This is a genomic window from Parabacteroides sp. AT13, from assembly GCF_002272965.1.
Lineage (GTDB): Bacteria > Bacteroidota > Bacteroidia > Bacteroidales > Tannerellaceae > Parabacteroides > Parabacteroides distasonis.
In genome coordinates this window covers 224,962-243,509 of the sequence record NZ_NQMH01000001.1, presented here as the reverse complement: position 1 = coordinate 243,509, position 18,548 = coordinate 224,962, and the positions used below count along the sequence as shown (strand labels likewise).

General features: G+C 48.2%; 11 protein-coding genes. 3 read left to right on the top strand and 8 right to left on the bottom strand.

The features are described 5' to 3' along the window. Positions 1-368 precede the first annotated feature (368 nt). The 5 genes from CI959_RS01220 to CI959_RS01200 all read right to left on the bottom strand — a co-directional run bounded on the left by CI959_RS01220 (position 369) and on the right by CI959_RS01200 (position 11,416). Entirely contained in the window at positions 369-2,102 is a 1,734-nt protein-coding gene (locus CI959_RS01220; protein WP_057317603.1) for a DUF6383 domain-containing protein, read from the bottom strand. Between the two features lie 122 nt (positions 2,103-2,224). Further along, positions 2,225-3,889 carry an asparagine synthase B gene (asnB, locus tag CI959_RS01215; RefSeq protein ID WP_057317604.1) on the bottom strand — a complete coding sequence of 555 codons (1,665 nt, stop codon included), beginning with the start codon at positions 3,887-3,889 and terminating at the stop codon, positions 2,225-2,227. 26 nt (positions 3,890-3,915) lie between these two features. Beyond that, entirely contained in the window at positions 3,916-5,340 is a 1,425-nt protein-coding gene (locus tag CI959_RS01210) for a glutamate synthase subunit beta (protein WP_034527846.1), read from the bottom strand. A 25-nt stretch (positions 5,341-5,365) separates the two neighbouring features. Then, entirely contained in the window at positions 5,366-9,883 is a 4,518-nt protein-coding gene (gene gltB / locus CI959_RS01205) for a glutamate synthase large subunit (RefSeq protein WP_057317605.1), read from the bottom strand. Positions 9,884-10,144: 261 nt separating this feature from the next. Beyond that, the gene (locus CI959_RS01200) at positions 10,145-11,416 is read right to left on the bottom strand and encodes a DUF3843 family protein (protein WP_005861949.1); all 1,272 of its coding nucleotides are present in this window, start codon (positions 11,414-11,416) and stop codon (positions 10,145-10,147) included. Positions 11,417-11,612: 196 nt separating this feature from the next. Between CI959_RS01200 and CI959_RS01195 the strand changes: the two genes are divergently transcribed. From CI959_RS01195 to CI959_RS01185, 3 genes are all read left to right on the top strand, one after another. After that, the gene (locus CI959_RS01195) at positions 11,613-14,411 is read left to right on the top strand and encodes a TonB-dependent receptor (RefSeq protein ID WP_005861952.1); all 2,799 of its coding nucleotides are present in this window, start codon (positions 11,613-11,615) and stop codon (positions 14,409-14,411) included. Positions 14,412-14,455: 44 nt separating this feature from the next. Next, positions 14,456-16,099, top strand: a complete 1,644-nt coding sequence (locus CI959_RS01190) for an Ig-like domain-containing protein (RefSeq protein ID WP_005861954.1) — start codon at positions 14,456-14,458, stop codon at positions 16,097-16,099. Positions 16,100-16,201: 102 nt separating this feature from the next. Continuing rightward, entirely contained in the window at positions 16,202-16,672 is a 471-nt protein-coding gene (locus CI959_RS01185) for a toxin-antitoxin system YwqK family antitoxin (RefSeq protein WP_005861956.1), read from the top strand. A 175-nt stretch (positions 16,673-16,847) separates the two neighbouring features. Here CI959_RS01185 and CI959_RS01180 read toward each other — a convergent pair whose 3' ends face one another. The 3 genes from CI959_RS01180 to CI959_RS01170 all read right to left on the bottom strand — a co-directional run bounded on the left by CI959_RS01180 (position 16,848) and on the right by CI959_RS01170 (position 18,534). Continuing rightward, on the bottom strand, positions 16,848-17,279 hold the full coding sequence (locus tag CI959_RS01180) for an RNA-binding S4 domain-containing protein (RefSeq protein WP_005861957.1): 432 nt from the start codon (positions 17,277-17,279) through the stop codon (positions 16,848-16,850). A 21-nt stretch (positions 17,280-17,300) separates the two neighbouring features. Further along, positions 17,301-17,864: an aminoacyl-tRNA hydrolase gene (pth, locus tag CI959_RS01175; protein WP_057317607.1), complete on the bottom strand. Its 564-nt coding sequence runs from the start codon at positions 17,862-17,864 to the stop codon at positions 17,301-17,303. An 85-nt stretch (positions 17,865-17,949) separates the two neighbouring features. After that, the gene (locus tag CI959_RS01170; protein WP_005861962.1) at positions 17,950-18,534 is read right to left on the bottom strand and encodes a 50S ribosomal protein L25/general stress protein Ctc; all 585 of its coding nucleotides are present in this window, start codon (positions 18,532-18,534) and stop codon (positions 17,950-17,952) included. Positions 18,535-18,548: the final 14 nt, after the last annotated feature.

Sequence of the window (18,548 nt, the reverse complement as noted above, 5' to 3'; positions counted from 1 at the left end):
GTCGCGTTGGGCGACGCAAGTAGTGGCGTTAGCCAACGCGATAGGTCGCGTAAGGCGATACATATAGTCGCGTCGGGCGATACAACCGTATGAAATGCCTCTTTTATCCGTATAAAAAATATGTTTTGACCCGTATAAATGTGAACTAGCATGAATTATTTTTCTAGAACAAAAGGTCGTATTTGGCTAATATATTACTAAACAATCATTTGCTAATATTTTTTCTCATATTTAGGGACGAGAAGTACATCAGGCCAGAAAAATCAACTCTCCGGGAGTTTGGTTTACAAATTGACAAAAAGAAAGGAGCTACTCGGTTTTGTTTCCGGATAGCTCCTTTTATCAGATTAACTAATTATCTAGATAATTTATTTTACGAACTTAACAGTTGTCTTATGAGCAGATCTCAAGAGCTTAGACTGATCGATTGAGATCATATAAATACCGTTCGGCATATTCGGAGTACTGATGTATTGCTCATCGCTAGTGATGATACCCGTAGAAACAACTCTACCTACCATATTAACGATTACATAATTACCCTTACCATTCTTTACATAAAGACCGCTAGCGGTTGTAGATACCGTAACTTCTTGAACCTCTTCACTGATAGTCTCGTTATCGGTGATGATGCCCATAGCGTCAGATGTAATATATAATGTCGCCATGTTGACATTTTCTTTAATGCCATCGCCTTTAGGATCAACAGCAGGACTAAAGTCTACCGTAATTTTAGTATCATTTGTAGGAGCCGTAGCCTTGATATTCATGACATTCTCTTTATTGCTTCCTTTCAAGAAGTTGATATCTACGATCATCTTTGTATCTTTTAAGCTCGTAGCTTCAACTTTTGTCGTTGCGTCGATTTCCATTACACGAATAACCTCATCTTTTTTAGCTTCGTAAATAGAATCAATTGTAATGGTGTAATTGGTTTGTGCGCTTGCTTTAAGATTACTAACGACACCATTAACAAGAGAGGACATAATAGAATTGATCGCTGTGCTCATTGTTGCTGGCATTGTAACGATCTGTTTAGACATTGGGGTCCAAGCAGTATTTTGGTCAACACGTACAGAATCTGTTGTCGTTAAAACTAGATTTGCTCCAGATACGCCAATTGTCGGAGTCAACTTCTTGTATCCTTTGATTTTGCTAGATGCGGCATCATATGAAGTCAAGACAATAGAATCAGCAGGCATTCCTGTAGTTGATTTCAAGTTTGCATATACGACAGCGTCACCCATTGGCAATTTTGCGTTAGGTGCTTGTAGAGGTTTACCGAATAAGCTAGCCTTGATTACATTATCAGTCATTAATTTCGTCATATCAACAGATACTTGGAAATTAGGGACTTGGGCCAATGATTCAGAGAGGCTACGTAAATTTTCTTCTAAAGTAACATTGTAATCAATCGTACCTGTACTATTAGAATTCTCTGCAAGACTAATTAATTTACCATCTTTAAGAGGAAAATTAGGCATCATGCTACCTAGTGTTCCCAAGAAGCCTAATTTTAATTCTACAGATAAACTACTGAATGGAAGGATAACTCCCTTATCTTTCGTGTTTATTAATATTGATAGCAAATTAGCAGGTATACCAGTCTCTGCATCAGTCATAGCAGCGGCACTAACATCAATTTTCTCGGGCAATTCAATTTTTACATTGATTCCATTAACAGTAACATTATATTCTTTATAGTTACTGAATGAAAGTTTTACGTCATTTACTAAGCCCGCAATGATATCTCCCATTCCTGCATAGTCAGGAGGCAATATTTTAGAGAAATCTAAAGAACTGAGATCTAACTTTAGACTATCCGGAGTAGCCGAGATTGTGTTTAGTTGATCGGCACGTAAACTTGATACTTGTGGCAAAAATAACGGGGAGTTGATAACATTTTCGATATTAGGATTAGCTAGGGACATGAAATCAACACCACTGATTTGCTTTACTTGATCAAAAACAGCAGGTACAATAACTTTAACAACAGCAGCCTTTTCTTTATCTGTTAATTGTTTTTGTTGTTGTGCCATCACTGGGGTGGTAGCCATGAATGTAGCGGCTGCCAAACTAATGCATGTAAAGATTTTCTTCATATAAATTTGTTTTAAAGTGTTTTATGACTCTAGCTGGCAAAGTTATTATAAAAATTAAATGCACCAGCGTTTATTATTCATAAAAGTTGGTGCATTTTGCTACTAAAGAAAAGAAATATTCGTCAATAAGCGGATTCATGTACGCCTTTTATGGCCCTGCCGCTTGGCTCGTTCATATTTTTGAAAGCCGAGTCCCAAGCTAAAGCCTCTGCGGTAGAACACGCTACGCTAGGAATGGAAGGTACGCTTCTCGCCGCGCTTTCGCTGGGGAAATGCTCTTCAAAGATGGAGCGGTAATAATACTCTTCCTTGTTTTGGGGCGGATTGATCGGGAATCGTTTGGCGGCATTCGCCATCTCTTCATCAGTGACCGACTCGGAGGTTATTTTCTTTAATGTATCGATCCAGCCATAGCCTACCCCATCCGAGAATTGCTCTTTTTGCCGCCAAGCGATCTCCTTGGGCAAGCTGTCGGAAAATGCTTCTCGAAGTATCTTCTTCTCGATGGTCGTACCCGGGCACATCTTTGCCGCCGGATTCAGACGCATGGCCACATCAAGAAACTCTTTATCCAAGAACGGCACTCGTCCTTCTACGCCCCATGCGCAAAGGCTTTTGTTCGCACGCAAGCAATCATATAAATACAATTTGCTTAATTTACGCAGGGTCTCTTCATGGAAAGCCTGTGCGTTCGGGGCCTTATGGAAATATAAATATCCCCCGAATACCTCGTCCGCACCCTCGCCGCTTAGTACCATCTTGATACCCATGCTCCGGATCACACGGGCCAATAAATACATGGGGGTGGAGGCTCGGACGGTAGTGACATCATAGGTCTCGATATGATAAATGACATCTCGTAAAGCGTCCAATCCTTCTTGTATCGTATAATGGATCTCATGATGAACCGTACCGATCGCATCCGCTACTTTACGGGCGGCGATCAAGTCCGGGGCATCTTTCAATCCGATGGCGAACGAGTGGAGTTGAGGCCACCATGCGTCCGCTTTCCCATTGGTCTCGATGCGTTTCGCTGCGTATTTCTTGGCGATAGCAGAGGTGATGGAGGAATCCAAACCTCCGGATAGAAGGACGCCGTAAGGGACATCGCTCATCAGTTGGCGTTTGACGGCGGCTTCCAGCGCATCGTGAAGTTGTTGTACGTCGGTAGGATTATCTTTCACGTTGGCGTAATCCATCCAGTCACGGGTATACCATCTCGTGAGTTTCCGGTCTTCGCTATAGAAATAATGACCGGGGAGGAACGGTTCGTAATGAGTGGCGAAGCCTTCAAGCCCTTTTAACTCGGAAGATACCATCAAGTGCCCCTCGTCATCGTATCCGATGTAGAGCGGGATCACGCCGATCGGGTCACGGGCGATCAAGTAAACCTCTTTCTCCTCGTCATAGAGAGCGAAGGCGAAAATACCATTGAGATCCTCGATGAAATCAATCCCTTTCTTCTTGTATAAGGCGAGGATCACCTCGCAATCGGAGCCGGTTTGGAACTCGTAATCGCCTTTTAACCGTTCTCGTAATTCCTGATGGTTGTAGATCTCTCCGTTGACGCAGAGGATGAGTTTCCCGTCGGGGCTGACCAAAGGTTGTCCTCCGGAGGCGGGGTCTACGATGGAAAGGCGTTCATGGGCTAAGATAGCGGTTTTGCCTTGGTAGATACCACTCCAGTCCGGCCCCCGGTGACGGATTCGTTTACTCATTAATAACGCTTGTTTACGCAGGGCTTGCGCTCTGTCGTGTATATTGAATATCGCTGTTATACCACACATGATAATTGAAAATTGAGAGTTGAAAATTAGTTGGTTTGTAAGAAACGGTCGATGGATCGGGCGACATTACGGCCGGAGGCCATCGCTTTTACGACTAGGCTCGCTCCGCTGACAGCGTCTCCGCAGGCGAATAGGTTGCTGTTGGCGGTATATCCGGCGTTGTCTACGGCGATGTTATCGCGGTTGTCGGTAGCCAATCGCAGTTCTTTGATCAATCCTTCTTGCTCCGGATGCAGGAAGCCCATGGCGAGGAAAACCAGATCGGCCTCGATGATCTCTTTCTTGCCGGTCTGTCTCATTTGCGGACGGCCTCCGTCTGGGGAGGGAACCCATTCGACTTCTTCTACCTCAACCCCTATCAGGTTGTTTTTCTCTCCGATAAAACGGTTAGAGGCTAGGTTCCACCGGCGGATACAACCTTCCTCATGGCTGCTGCTGGTTTTCAGTACTTGGGGATACATGGGCCAAGGTGTCGCCGGATTCTGTCCGACGGGTGGCTGGGGCATGATCTCGATCTGGGTGACACAGGCCGCCCCATGACGGTTCGCTGTCCCTACGCAATCGCTACCCGTATCGCCTCCGCCAATCACTAAGACTTTCTTGCCCTTACAATTGATCTGGCTTTTGGGAGGGATCGGGATGCCTTCTAAGATCCGGTTCTGCTGGCTTAATAACTCCAAGGCGAAATGTACGCCTCTTAAATGACGTCCCTCGATAGATAGATCCCGGGGAACCTCGGCGCCGATCGCTACGCAAACAGCGTCGAAATCTTTCACTACATCTTTCGCTAATATCTCTTTGCCGACCATCGTGTTTACACGGAAAAGAATCCCTTCTTGCTCCATGATGCGGATACGGCGATCGATAATGTGCTTGCCTAGCTTGAAATTGGGGATGCCGAAACGTAGCAAGCCGCCCGGTAACTCATCTTTCTCGAATACGGTGACTTCATATCCTTTTCGGTTCAATTGGTTCGCTACGGTCAATCCGGCGGGACCGCTACCGATCACGGCTACCTTTTTCCCGTTGCGTACCGGTTGGATAGGCTGTACGTATCCTTCCCGGAAAGCGGCTTCCACGATAGCCGCCTCGTTCTCACGGATCGTGACAGGTTCGTCGCAGCTAAGTTTCAGTACGCAGCTTTTCTCGCAGAGGGCGGGGCAGACACGTCCCGTGAACTCCGGGAAATCGTCGGTCTGCTCTAATACGTGATATGCCTCTTTGTAACGGCCTTTGTATAACAAATCTTGCCATTCGGGTTGCTTGTTACCCAGCGGGCAGGCCCAGTGGCAGAAGGGTACGCCACAATCCATGCAGCGGGAGGCCTGCGTACGGCGGTCGCCGCTGTTCAAGGTCTGTTCTACCTCGCTGAAATCATCTATACGTTCGTGGACGGGACGATAGCCCGCCTCTTGTCTATGTATCGTTAGAAATGCTCTTGGGTTTCCCATAGTTCTCTTGTTTTTGTGTAAATATTTAGTAGTCTTTCTGCATCTCCGCAATCTTGCGTTGGAGTTTGCGCATCTGTTCCTCTTGGAGTACTTTCTTGTATTCGATCGGGACGATCTGGATGAACTCATCCACGTACTTGTTCCAGTTATCGAGCATCAATCCGGCCAGATGGCTGCCGGTATGATGATAATGCTTGCGGATCAATTCATGAAGTTCCTTTCGTGAGGTGCTATCCTCGATCAAGGAAAGCTCTACCATTTCCATGTTACAATAGTAATCGAAATCACCATTCTTGTTCCACACGTAAGCGACACCACCACTCATTCCGGCGGCGAAGTTCCGGCCTGTATTGCCTAAGACGACAACCCGGCCTCCGGTCATGTACTCGCAACAATGGTCGCCTACACCTTCCACGACAGCGATCGCCCCGGAGTTTCGCACGCAGAAACGCTCTCCGACCCGGCCGTTGATATAGACCTCACCACTGGTAGCCCCATATAATAAGGTATTACCGGCTATCGTATTGTCTTCCGCTATAAAGGTGGAGCGTACCGGAGGCATTAAGCAGATGTGTCCGCCACTCAATCCTTTTCCGAGATAGTCGTTCGCCTCGCCTTCCAACCGGAAATGTACGCCGTGAGCCAGAAAGGCCCCGAAGCTCTGGCCTGCCGCCCCCTTGAACTTGATATGCAGGGTGTTCTCCGGTAACCCGATGTTCCCGTACCGCTTGGCGATCTCTCCGGAAAGCATGGCTCCTACGGAACGATCGGTGTTGGCTATCGCATAATCCAACGATACTTCCTGTCCGGATTCGATGGCGGCCTTTGCGTGACGGATGATATCCACATCTTTCACGTTGTCGATCGCATGGAGTTGACGGGTGACTTGATGGATGGTCTGCGTGGCGGCTTGTTCCGGTAGATGGATCAAGCGGCTGAGATCCAATAGGTCATGTTTCTCGATATGATCGGAAGGTTTACGCATGAGTAAGTCCGTACGGCCAATGATATCGTCTAGTTTCGTATAGCCTAGCTCTGCCAGATATTCCCGAACTTCACGGGCGAGGAAGGTGAAGAAATTCACCAAATATTCGTGTCGACCATGAAAGCGTTTACGTAATTCCTCATCTTGGGTAGCGACACCTACCGGACACGTGTTCATATGGCATTTACGCATCATCACACAACCTAAAACGATCAAGGCGGAGGTGGCGAATCCAAACTCCTCGGCACCCAGCATCGCCATCAATACGATATCCCGTCCGGTTTTCAATTGTCCGTCTGTTTGCAAGCGGACTTGTCCCCGGAGGCCGTTCATCACTAGTGTCTGTTGAGTCTCGGATAGACCTAGCTCGGGTGGGATTCCGGCGTAACGGATAGAGCTTATCGGGGAAGCCCCCGTTCCTCCTTCCGCCCCGGAGATCACGATCCGGTCCGCTTTAGCTTTGGCTACGCCGGCGGCGATAGTTCCCACGCCACTCTCGGATACGAGTTTCACACTGATCTCGGCTTGAGGGTTCACGTTCTTCAGATCGAAGATCAATTGCGCCAAGTCCTCGATCGAGTAAATATCGTGGTGAGGTGGGGGAGAGATCAGAGAGATTCCCGGGATCGAGTGACGGGTTTTGGCTATGATATCGTTCACTTTATAGCCGGGGAGCTGCCCTCCTTCGCCCGGTTTCGCTCCTTGGGCGACCTTGATCTGGATCTCGTCGGCGTTTACCAGATATTCCGTGGTCACGCCAAAGCGTCCGGAGGCCACTTGCTTGATGGCGGAGCGGAGCGATAACCCGTCCTCACGGGGGATGAAACGAGCCGAGTCCTCACCACCCTCGCCCGTGTTACTGCGTCCGTGTATCTTGTTCATGGCTATAGCTATCGTCTCGTGCGCTTCCCGGCTGATAGAGCCGAAGCTCATCGCTCCCGTGACAAAGCGGCGCATGATCGCTTCTTCCGGCTCTACCTGCTCCAAGGGTATCGGGGTGCGTTGTTTGAAGGTCAGGAAGTCACGCAAGAATATGGGGCTTTCCTTCTCATCAACCACATGGGAATATTCCTTGAATTTCTTGTAGCTCCCCAAGCGGGTAGCCAGTTGAAGCATGGAAATGGTATCCGGGTTCCAAGCGTGTTTCTCGCCATCCTTGCGGAAGGAATAAATGCCTTTATGTTCCAATAAAGAATCCGTGGGGTGGGAGAATGTGTCATTGTGCATGGCGATCGCATCTGCCGCTATCTCTTCCAAGCGGATACCACCGATGTTGCTGGTGGTTCCCCCGAAGTAAGTATCTGCCAGATCCCGGCTTAGGCCGATCGCCTCGAAAAGCTTCGCTCCCCGGTAACTGCGGATCGTGCTGATCCCCATCTTGCTCATAATCTTGAATAAACCCTTGCAAATGGCTTTTACGTAATTCTTCTCGGCAGTCTCGTAATTCAATTGTATCTCTTGCCTGTCTACTAGATCATCCAAGATAGCGAAAGCCATATAGGGGTTGATGGCACTGGCCCCGTAGCCTAGTAAGAGGGCGGCGTGCATTACCTCACGCATCTCGCCGGTTTCCACTACCAGCGCTGTTTGCACCCTTTTCTGCACGGAGATCAGATGGTGATGCACGGCGCTTACCGCTAACAGGGAGGGGATCACCGCTTTTTTCTCATCTACGTTTCTATCGCTTAAAATGATGTAGTTAACGCCGTCGGTGACGGATTGCTCCGCTTGTTTACATAATTCGTCCAAGGCAGCTTTCAGTCCTGCGCATCCTTTCTCTGCGTCAAACAAAGTGGGGAGCTTAACACTTTTAAAGCCCTTATACCGGATGTTACACAGGAGATCCAGTTGCGTATTGGTCAAGATCGGATGGTTCAGCCGAACCATTTTACAGTGGCTCTCGGTTGGAACTAAGATATTGCTTCCCACCGCCCCGATATACTCGGTCAGGCTCATGACGAGTTCCTCGCGGATCGGGTCGATCGGCGGGTTGGTTACTTGGGCGAATTGTTGGCGGAAATAATTATAGAGGATTTGCGGACGGGCGGATAATATGGCCAGTGGCGTATCGTTGCCCATGGAGCCGACCGGTTCCGCCCCTCCCGTGCACATCGGTATGATGATACGTTCGATATCCTCACGGCTGTATCCGAACGTACGCAGTAGCTTGTCGTATTTCTCTACCTTATGAGGAATCTTACGGCCGGATTTCAATTCGTCTAATTCCACCCGGTTTTTCTCCAGCCAAGTACGGTAGGGCTGGGCGTTCGCCAGTTTTTCCTTCAGCTCGCTATCGTAATAAATCTCGCCTTTCTCGGTATCGATGAGTAAGATCTTTCCGGGTTGCAGACGGCCTTTTTCCTTGATCTCGTTAGGCTCGAAATCCATGACGCCGACTTCGGAGGCCACGACCATCATGTCATGTTTCGTGATCAGGTAGCGGGCGGGGCGGAGGCCGTTACGGTCTAGCATGCCTCCGGCGTAGCGTCCGTCGCTAAAGAGTAGAGCAGCAGGCCCGTCCCACGGTTCCATCAAGATGGAGTGATATTCGTAGAAAGCCTTTAGGTCTTCGGAGATCGGGTTCTTCTCGTTGAAACTCTCCGGTACCAGCATCGCCATGGCATGCGGCAGGCTCATCCCGGAGGCCACGAAGAATTCCAATACGTTATCCAGTGAGGCACTGTCACTCATGCCCGGCTGGATGATCGGGCGTATATCGTTGATATCCGGGATTCTGGGGGAGGATAGTACGCTCTCCCGGGCCTCCATCCATCCCCGGTTGCCCCGTATCGTGTTGATTTCCCCGTTATGTGCCAGTAGGCGGAAAGGTTGCGCCAGACTCCAAGTGGGGAAGGTGTTGGTGCTGAAACGTGAGTGTACCAAGGCCAGTCCGCTAGTGAAATAAGGTTGCGTCAGGTCCGGAAAGTAATGGCGTAGCTGCATGGATTCCAGCATGCCTTTGTAAACGATGTTTTTGGTGGAAAGAGACGCTATATAGAAATCATCCTTGGCCGGAAGGTCAGTGGCCGATACCCTTTTCTCGACCCGCTTACGTATGAGGTATAGCTTTAGTTCCAGCTCTTGCTGATCGTTGCAGCCGATGATGAATATCTGCTTGATATCCGGTTCGGTCGCTTGTGCGTCCTTTCCCAAGATTTCCGTATGAACGGGAACTTTGCGTAAGTGCATCAAGGTTAATCCCTCTTTCTCGATCTCCTCGATGAGGATGCTGAGGATACTCGCTTGCTGTTCCTCGTCTTTCGGGAGGAAGATTAGTCCGGTGCCATATTTGCCTTTCTCTGGAACCGGAATTCCTTGCAGGAGGATGAACTCATGCGGGATCTGTAATAGGATTCCCGCTCCGTCACCCGTTTTGTTATCGGCTCCCTCAGCGCCTCGATGCCTCATGTTCTCTAGTACCTTAAGGGCTGATTCGATGATGTCGTGCGATTTCTCGCCGTGGATATTTACTAACATTCCTACTCCACAAGCGTCATGTTCATAAGACGGGTCGTATAATCCTTGTCTGCTATTAAAATGATTCTTGTTTGTTTTCATTTGCTGACCTTATGTTTGTGTATAAATAATTATTGCGTCAATTTGTTTTACAAATATAGGTATTAATGACATAATGTGATTGCTTGCCGGGGCGAAAGAGCGGGAAAAAGATAAGAATATCTTGTCTGATGTTTCTATTTGTAATAATTTACTGGGTTTATTCTTTTTATTTGAAAGGTATTTGGTTTGTGGATTTACTAAATGAAAGATGAGCTAAAAAAGAAGCACCGTCACGTTTTGCGACAGTGCTTTCTATCTGTTTTATCTATTGGGATATTCTCGGATGAAATAGCGGGCTAGGAACTTCCAATTCTCTTGTATGATCGCCTTGCCACGTTCTGGGCTGATAAGGCTTTTCGTTTGCGCGTCGGCCAGCATGCCTCGCTTTACCAGCTCAGGCAGGAAGTAAACGCTGCAATGTTTCACGATGAAGAAAGAGAGCGCTTGCTTGGCGGCACGGTTAGCGTCGTAGAAGGGATTGTTCTCATCCTTGATCAGCTCCACGTCTCGGGTGATGACTTGGGCGCCTTCCTCGGGCGTGGCGTAGATCGCCAGTTTCTTGCCTTGCCAGTCTTCGGGAAGATGGAAGTTCTCGGCGGGGATAAGGCCGGAAGTCTCCGTGATAAATGTTTGTGCATCTTCGGTCTTGTCGAAATAGAGAAGCAGTTTGTCACCTGCGGCTTTGCGGAAAGTCTCGTATTGTTGGCGGTTTTCCTCCAGCATATCGTCGGGCAGGGTGGCTACAGACTCGTCGGCGGTGTTCTGAAATACCGCATGGTCGGGATGCTCGGCGGGCAATATCTTTGCCAGCCATTGCGGGGAGGTCAGACCTAGCAAGGAGGTCTTGCTGGTGTAGGCCATCATACCGTGGCTGTTGACGAGCAGGTTGTTAAGCTGCTCTTGGTTGAGGTCGGGCTGCTCCTTCCAGCGGTCGTGGGCGAAGTCGCTCAGTTCCCGGGCCGACTCAGGCAGGATATAGGATTCGTAATGGAACCATTGCAATAGACGATCGTAATCCTCTTGCCGCTCGTAGCGGGTATCAAGGGCGAAAAGCTTGGCCATGCGGGTATTCTCCGGCGCCGTGGTCCACTCTTTGCAGAACAGGTCGTAGATAAGCATGCCGGTGGATTCGTTGGCAGGGTTGTCCGGACTGACAAAAGTGCCTTTACGATAGCCGTGATACTGCTGGGTATAATGCCAAAGGAGGAAACGCACGTCCTCAAGGTTCACCTCATCGTCGTAATAATGATCGTCCGGAGTGTAGAAGGGGAGGTATTTGCCGTATAGCTCCTTATGGGTAAGGATGAAGGCACGCCAAAGCCCCATGCCGGAGATCACGTCTTCGAAGTAGGCGGCCATGCGGATACAGATCTGCTTTGTTTCCTCGCCCTCGAAGGAGTTTACCAACTCGGTCTTCTCCATGATATCGTAGATACGGTTCGCTATTCCGGTATAATAGGAATCCACGGGAGTGCTTTGTTTATAGGGATGCAACTGCAACCAGTCTTTCGGGAAAATTTTAATGTTCTTCATGTTATTAAATGTCTTTATGCATTCAGGAGTGCAAATGTAGTAAAAATACGTTAGCTATGTCAAACGATAAGGAAAAGTTGCGGTCTTAAAAATGTAACATTTGTTGTCTTCATTGTTATTGGATCTAAACATCTTTGAAATACCGCCCCCGTACTTTTGCGTCGAAATCAAAGATGAAATAATAAGTAGTAAGATAATGGGAAAGAGTTTAAGGGGCAAAAGATTGAAAAGGTTAGGGCTTTTCTGGGTGGGAGTTTTCCTGTCATTCTCTCTATGGGCACAAACAGGGGTTATTTGCGGGACGGTTACGGACGCAAAGATAAAAGAACCGTTGATCGGCGCCTCGGTTGTGATCGAGGGGACTACGGTTGGCGCTATCACGGATATAGACGGTAATTTCCGTATCGAGAACGTGAAACCAGGTACTTATACGGTAGCCGCCTCTTACGTGTCGTACCAAACGCAAACGGTAAAGGATGTTCCGGTAGTCGCATGCCAAGAGGCGGTGTTGAATATCGAGCTTTCCGATGCTAACCTCCAATTACAGAATGTGGTCGTAGTGGCCCAACGGAAATTGGGAACCGAGATGGCCGTATTAAATACCGTACGCAAGAGCCTTCCGGTCGTGAATGGTATCTCCGCCCAGCAAATCAGTAAAACACAGGATAGCGATGCCGCCGAGGTACTACGCCGTATCCCGGGAATCACCATCGTGGACGACCGTTTCATCGTGGTCCGGGGTCTGGCGCAACGTTATAATAATGTATGGCTGAACAATGCCACGACCCCTTCCAGCGAGACGGACAGCCGTGCCTTCTCGTTCGATGTGCTTCCTTCTTCCTTGATCGATAACATGATGATCTACAAGAGTCCCTCGGCCGAGCTTCCGGCGGATTTCTCCGGCGGTTTCGTGCGGGTGATGACCAAGAATATCCCGGACGGGAACACCTTCAACGTATCCTACCAAATGGGCTTTAACACGAACGCCACCTTCCGTAACTTCCAGCTGACGGACGGCACGGCGAAGGACTACCTTGGATTCGGAGCGGACGTGAGAAACCTGCCTTCCTCTTTCCCCGCCCATTTAGGAGAACACTCCACGGATGAGGCGGCAGCCTTTACCCGCCAAATCAACCAACGTTGGGGGATCAACAAGTTCACCGCCATCCCCGACCAGAAGATTTCCCTTACCTCGCACCGCTCTTATGATGTGGGCGGCTGGAAGATCGGAAATATCACGAACTTGAACTGGAGTACCGAGTTCGATTACTCGGAGACGGTGAATAACAACTACATCGCCTACGACGTGAAGAACGACGTATCTCGTCCCCGCTTTGAGTACAACGATATCCGCTATAAAAATACCTCCAAGCTAGGGGCCCTCTTTAACTGGTCATTCCAACGGGATGGCAGTAAATATGAGCTTCGCAACTTTTTCAGCCAGCGTGGCGTTTCCGCTCTGACACAAAGGGAAGGAATGAACTATTATTCCGACAAGGATATCCGTAAATGGGAATCCCTCTATACCGGGCGTACCACTTACTCTGGGCAGATCAGCGGTGTGCATACCTTGCGAGAAAATGTCAACAAGGTGGATTGGACGGTGGGCTATGCCTTCGCCTCCTACCGTGAGCCGGATCGTAAGATCGTGAACTCCATCCTTGACGAGAACCGTACGGAACAGCCGAACTACTATGTCTCTGACCCGATGCGTTATTACCAAGAATTGAAGGATCACAGCGCCTCGCTAGCCGCCAACTACGAACATAAATTCACCGTATCCGATAGGTTCGCTCCTGTTCTCAATGGAGGTGTCTACGGTGAATATAAGAGCCGTACCTTCGCTGCCCGTCGCTTTGGCTACAACCTGTTGGGTAGCGGCTACGACCGGTATGCGGACTGGGATTATACGGAGTTGTTCGCCGACGAAAATATCTCGGCGGATAAGATATGGATGCGTGAGACAACTACGAACAGTGACTCTTATACTTCCGAGAACATGTTGGGAGCCGCCTATGTCTCCGCTAAATTGAACTATGGGGAGGTGCTGAACGCTAATATCGGTGTTCGCATGGAATACTACCAATTGAAGATGGACGGATATAGCTCGGACGGTACTACTCCGGTACACTTGGATAATAAGACGACGGATTTCTTCCCTTCAGTTAATGTTGCCTACAACCTCTCACAAAAACATTTGGTCCGCGCCGCTTACGGTCGCTCGGTCAACCGTCCGGAGTTCCGAGAGGTAGTGCCTTACGTGTACTTCAACTTCGAGCGAGACGCAAACATCGTGGGTAATACGGAGTTGAAGAACGCTTACGCTGACAATATCGATCTTCGTTATGAGTTCTATCCCGCCGCGGGCGAGATGATCACGATCGGCGGTTTCTACAAGCACTTCAAGGATCCTATCGAGGAGACGTACAACGAGGCTGGTTCCGGCCTGCAATATACCTATCATAACGCGAAGAACGCCGAGACCTTCGGCGTAGAGTTGGACGTTAAAAAGAACCTCGACTTTATAGGGCTGCGAGGCTTGAGCTTTGTGTGCAACGCCGCATATATCTATAGCCGTGTCCGTTTCGAGGAAGGGGCACCGGAGCGGGATCGCCCTTTGGCAGGGCAATCCCCCTACTTGGTTAATGCCGGTTTTTTCTACCAGTACGATGACAAGGGGATTTCCGCCTCCCTGCTCTATAACCGGATCGGGAAGCGTATTGAGTCGGTCGGTGTCCCGATGCAGAACCAGGACGAGGATATCCCTGATATATATGAGATGCCCCGCAACTCGTTGGATCTTACTTTCTCGAAGAAGATTGGCAAGATTGTCGAGATCAAGGCGGGAATCCAGGATATATTGAACTCCAAGGTCGAGTACAAGCAGTTCGTGAAACTGACAGACGACAAAGGCGGCAAGAGCGAGCGTGAGCAACTGATCCGCAGCTATCGCCCGGGAGTGGATATCAATATCGGTGTTTCCCTTAGGTTTTGATGTTTAATTGAATATATATATATTACAAACAAAATGTTTTTATTATGAACAGATTTCTCTTAAAAGGTTTGGCCTCTGTGTTAACGATGGCCGTTATGTTTGGGACTGTATCGTGTAGTGATGACGATGATAAACCTGATGGCTCCGTAGCCGTATCGGCTGTGGCAGTCAGTCCTACTACCGCTACTATCAAGGTGGGCGAATCCACTACCTTGTCCGCGACTATTACTCCAAGTGACGCTACGGATAAAACGGTTACATGGAGTACTTCCGATGAAAAGGTAGCGACTGTTGATGCCGGTAAGGTAACAGCCGTGGCCGAAGGTTCCGCTACGATTACTGTAACTACGAAGGATGGCGGTAAAACGGCTACTTGTACCGTGACTGTCTCTAATGATGCTCCGTCTTCCAAAGAGGTGATATTGGAAGGAAATATCACGGCTGATCTAACGATCAACGCTGCCGACAAGAACTTCATGAAAGGCTTCGTATACGTGAAATCAGGCGCTACATTGACTATTGAGGCTGGTTCTGTTATCAAAGGTGTGTCCGTTAGTCCGGGCGAGAAAGCCGCTTCCTTGATTATCGAGCCGGGCGCTAAGATCATCGCCGAAGGTACTGTTGACAAACCGATCGTCTTTACGTCCGATAAAGAGCCGGGTAAACGTTTGACAGGTGACTGGGGCGGTCTGATTATTTGTGGTAACGCTCGTGTGAATCGTACCAATCAACCAACTATCGAAGGAGGACCTGGTACATTATATGGAAATACGACCTCCGATGAGTTTAATGCGGAAAGTTCCGGTAAATTGAAATACGTTCGTATCGAGTTCGCCGGTTATCCTTTGGAGCCAGACAAGGAAATCAATGGCTTAACCTTCGGCGGCGTTGGTAGCGGCACGGAAGTGGAGTTCGTTCAGGTTTCATTTTCGAACGATGATTCTTACGAATGGTTCGGTGGAACGGTAAATGCCAAACACTTGATCGCTTACAAAGGCTGGGATGATGATTTCGATACAGACTTCGGTTATACGGGTAAACTGCAATTCTTGTTGAGCGTACGTGATAAGAATATCGCTGATACTTCAGACTCTAACGGTTTTGAATCTGATAACGACGGTGACGGTTCTTCCAACACTCCGCTTACCAAGCCGGTCTTCTCCAACGTAACCTTGATAGGTCCTTTCTATGGCAAGGTATCCGATAAGACACAGGCTGAGGTGGAAGCCAAGACAGCCGACGCTGCTAACGGTGCCAAGGGTGGTAAATTCCAGGCAGCCATGCACCTGCGTCGTAATACCAGCTTGAATGTTTACAACTCCGTATTCACCGGCTGGCCTTACGGACTTCGTGCTACTGATAAGAAAGGTACGGCAAACGATGGCATCGCCATCAAGAATGTGATCTTTGCTGGTATGTGGAAGAACTTCTATGAGGATGATAAGGTAAGTGAGAACTTCTTCAATCTTGCCGGTAGCAACACGACTCTGGCAACGACCAACGAGATTATCTCTAAAGATGGTGATTACTCTTCTGTCGTAGCTTCAGCTGTGCAAGGCGCTGAATTTGTCGATGAGGTATTGAACAACAGCTTCTTCGAAAAAGTAACTTACAAAGGTGCTTTCGACGGAAAGAATGACTGGACTGCCGGTTGGACTAATTGGGATCCTCAAAATACCGAATATTAATCAAGCTTGGCATTGAATAGGTTGTGAATTTGTTAAAGGCACTGAGGTATCCGGAAAGATCCCTCGGTGTCTTTTTATGTATAATTTAGATAAGAATGTATCATGAATAAAAAGCTATTGTTACTTTCCGCTTTTTTGGCGGGAGCCTCTTGGACCGTGCTGGCGCAAGACTTGGTATTGAGCGAGGGACAGTATTATACCGATGAGACACAAACCACCCCGTATACGGGCCGCTATACGGAATTCTATGAGGATGGCATGCTCAAGATGGAGCTGTACCTGAAGGATGGCCGTCCCGAGGGAACCTATGTGATCTATTATCCGGATGGCAAGATCGCCGAGGTGCGTTCCTACTATCACGGGATCTTCCATGGTGAATGGCGCACGTATAGCGATAACGGCCAGCTGATCGGCCTGGCTTCTTATAAGGAAGGGCAAAAGGACGGCCCTTGGCGTATCTGGAGCGATAAGGGAAATTTGTTGTATGAGATGTTCTATACGGCAGGGAAGAAATCTGGTGTCTGGCGTAGCTGGGATGAGGAGGGGAATCTGCTTTCCGAGGAGAATCAATAGGAATAATTGCCGTTTACATACCGTTGTAACGACATTTACCTCTAATGGTAAATGTTTTTTCCTCTAGAGGTAAATGTCGTTACATCAGTATGTAAACAGTTTTACCTCTAGGTGAAAATACTTTTACTTCTTGATGAAAATATTGGTAAATGTAATTGAGTGGAAATCAGCATGCTTACTCCTCATCCTCTTCTCCAAAGTCGAACTCGAAATCGAATCCGTCATCCATGAATTCCGGCTCAGTGAATTGCTCCAGTTCACGACGGTCTTTCTTGGTAGGACGTCCGAGACCTTTCGCACGGTTCACGAAACCGGAGATACGGTTCATCTCCAGAATCTCATACTGATCCGGGGTTGTCACGTTCTCCAAGTAATTCGGGACGAGCTTCGCGCCCACACGATTCTCGATCAATCCGATTACCTTAAAAGAGAAGGTGATCGGCGGTTTACGCACTTGGATCACATCGCCAACCTTGATCATGCGGGAAGGTTTGATCGTTACTCCACCTATCATGATACGCCCTTTCTTGCAAGCTTCCGCGGCTATCGTGCGGGTCTTAAAGATACGGGTCGCCCACATCCATTTATCGATACGTACCTCGTTCATATCTGTATTCTCAGTCTCTTTTTATTTATTATTAAATTGATTCATCGTAATCTGGATGCCGGCGAGGCAGAAGCTCTTGATGATCTCTGTCGCACGATCCAATATCTCTGGCATCAATTGCAATTCCTCCGGGGGAAATTTCCCTAGCACGTAATCGATCTGTCCGCCCCGTGGAAAATCGCTGCCTATGCCGAAACGAAGGCGGGAATATTCCTGCGTATTCAATAACTGGGCGATATTCTTCAACCCGTTATGCCCGGCGTCGCTACCCTTTGGTTTCAGACGTAAGGTTCCGAATGGCAATGCCAGATCATCTACGACAATCAATAGATTTTCCACGGGAATGTTCTCTTTTTGCAACCAGTACCGAACGGCGTTGCCGCTGAGGTTCATAAAGGTATTCGGCTTTAGCACGATCAAGTCACAGTTTTTCACCCGTATGCGTGCGATTGCCCCGTATCGCTCCTCAGTGAAATTGCCTCCTACGCTCTCTACCATATGGTTGACAACCCGGAAACCTATATTATGACGGGTTCCCCAATATTCGGAACCGATATTACCAAGTCCTGTTATCAAATATTTCATTATCCTCGAATCTATAAAAGAAAGGGGAAGAACATTCTATGAATATCCTCCCCTTCATGTATTGTAATAATGTTTTTACCTCAGATTATCCTTTAGCCTGAGCACCACGAGCGGCACGAGTCAATTGAACGGCGCAGACAACAGCGTTTTTAGCGTTCATCAATTCAAGACCTTCGAAGTGCAAAGCACCTACCTGCATAGTCTTACCTAAGCCAAGGTGATCCACATTAATCGTCAACTTTTCAGGGATTTGATCGTATATAGCTTTCACTTTCAGTTTTCTCATTTGAAGAGACAACTTACCACCGGCTTTAACACCTTCTGCGTGACCTTCCAAAACAACCGGAACTTCCATTACTACGGCTTTGTCCTTAGATACTTCCAAGAAGTCCATGTGAAGGATCTCGTCAGTTACAGGTTGGAACTGCATGTCCTTAACGATAGCCATCGTCTTGTTACCGTCAATGCTTAACTCAACAACGAAAATCTCCGGAGTGTAAACCAACTTACGAACGGCTTCTTTTGTAACCGTGAAGTGAGTTACTTTTTCGCCACCGTATAATACAGCGGGAATTTCATTGTTCTTACGCATTGCTTTCAAGGCTCTTTTCTGATCAGCGGAACGAGCGACGATCTCTCTTCCTTTTCCTTCTAACTCAAATGTCTTCATTTTCTTTAATTTTT

Excerpts from the sequence above, each read along its gene's own strand:
- CI959_RS01220 (WP_057317603.1), bottom strand. The coding sequence starts at position 2,102 with ATGAAGAAAATCTTTACATGCATTAGTTTGGCAGCCGCTACATTCATG.
- asnB (WP_057317604.1), bottom strand. The coding sequence starts at position 3,889 with ATGTGTGGTATAACAGCGATATTCAATATACACGACAGAGCGCAAGCC.
- CI959_RS01210 (WP_034527846.1), bottom strand. The coding sequence starts at position 5,340 with ATGGGAAACCCAAGAGCATTTCTAACGATACATAGACAAGAGGCGGGC.
- gltB (WP_057317605.1), bottom strand. The coding sequence starts at position 9,883 with ATGAAAACAAACAAGAATCATTTTAATAGCAGACAAGGATTATACGAC.
- CI959_RS01200 (WP_005861949.1), bottom strand. The coding sequence starts at position 11,416 with ATGAAGAACATTAAAATTTTCCCGAAAGACTGGTTGCAGTTGCATCCC.
- CI959_RS01195 (WP_005861952.1), top strand. The coding sequence starts at position 11,613 with ATGGGAAAGAGTTTAAGGGGCAAAAGATTGAAAAGGTTAGGGCTTTTC.
- CI959_RS01190 (WP_005861954.1), top strand. The coding sequence starts at position 14,456 with ATGAACAGATTTCTCTTAAAAGGTTTGGCCTCTGTGTTAACGATGGCC.
- CI959_RS01185 (WP_005861956.1), top strand. The coding sequence starts at position 16,202 with ATGAATAAAAAGCTATTGTTACTTTCCGCTTTTTTGGCGGGAGCCTCT.
- CI959_RS01180 (WP_005861957.1), bottom strand. The coding sequence starts at position 17,279 with ATGAACGAGGTACGTATCGATAAATGGATGTGGGCGACCCGTATCTTT.
- pth (WP_057317607.1), bottom strand. The coding sequence starts at position 17,864 with ATGAAATATTTGATAACAGGACTTGGTAATATCGGTTCCGAATATTGG.
- CI959_RS01170 (WP_005861962.1), bottom strand. The coding sequence starts at position 18,534 with ATGAAGACATTTGAGTTAGAAGGAAAAGGAAGAGAGATCGTCGCTCGT.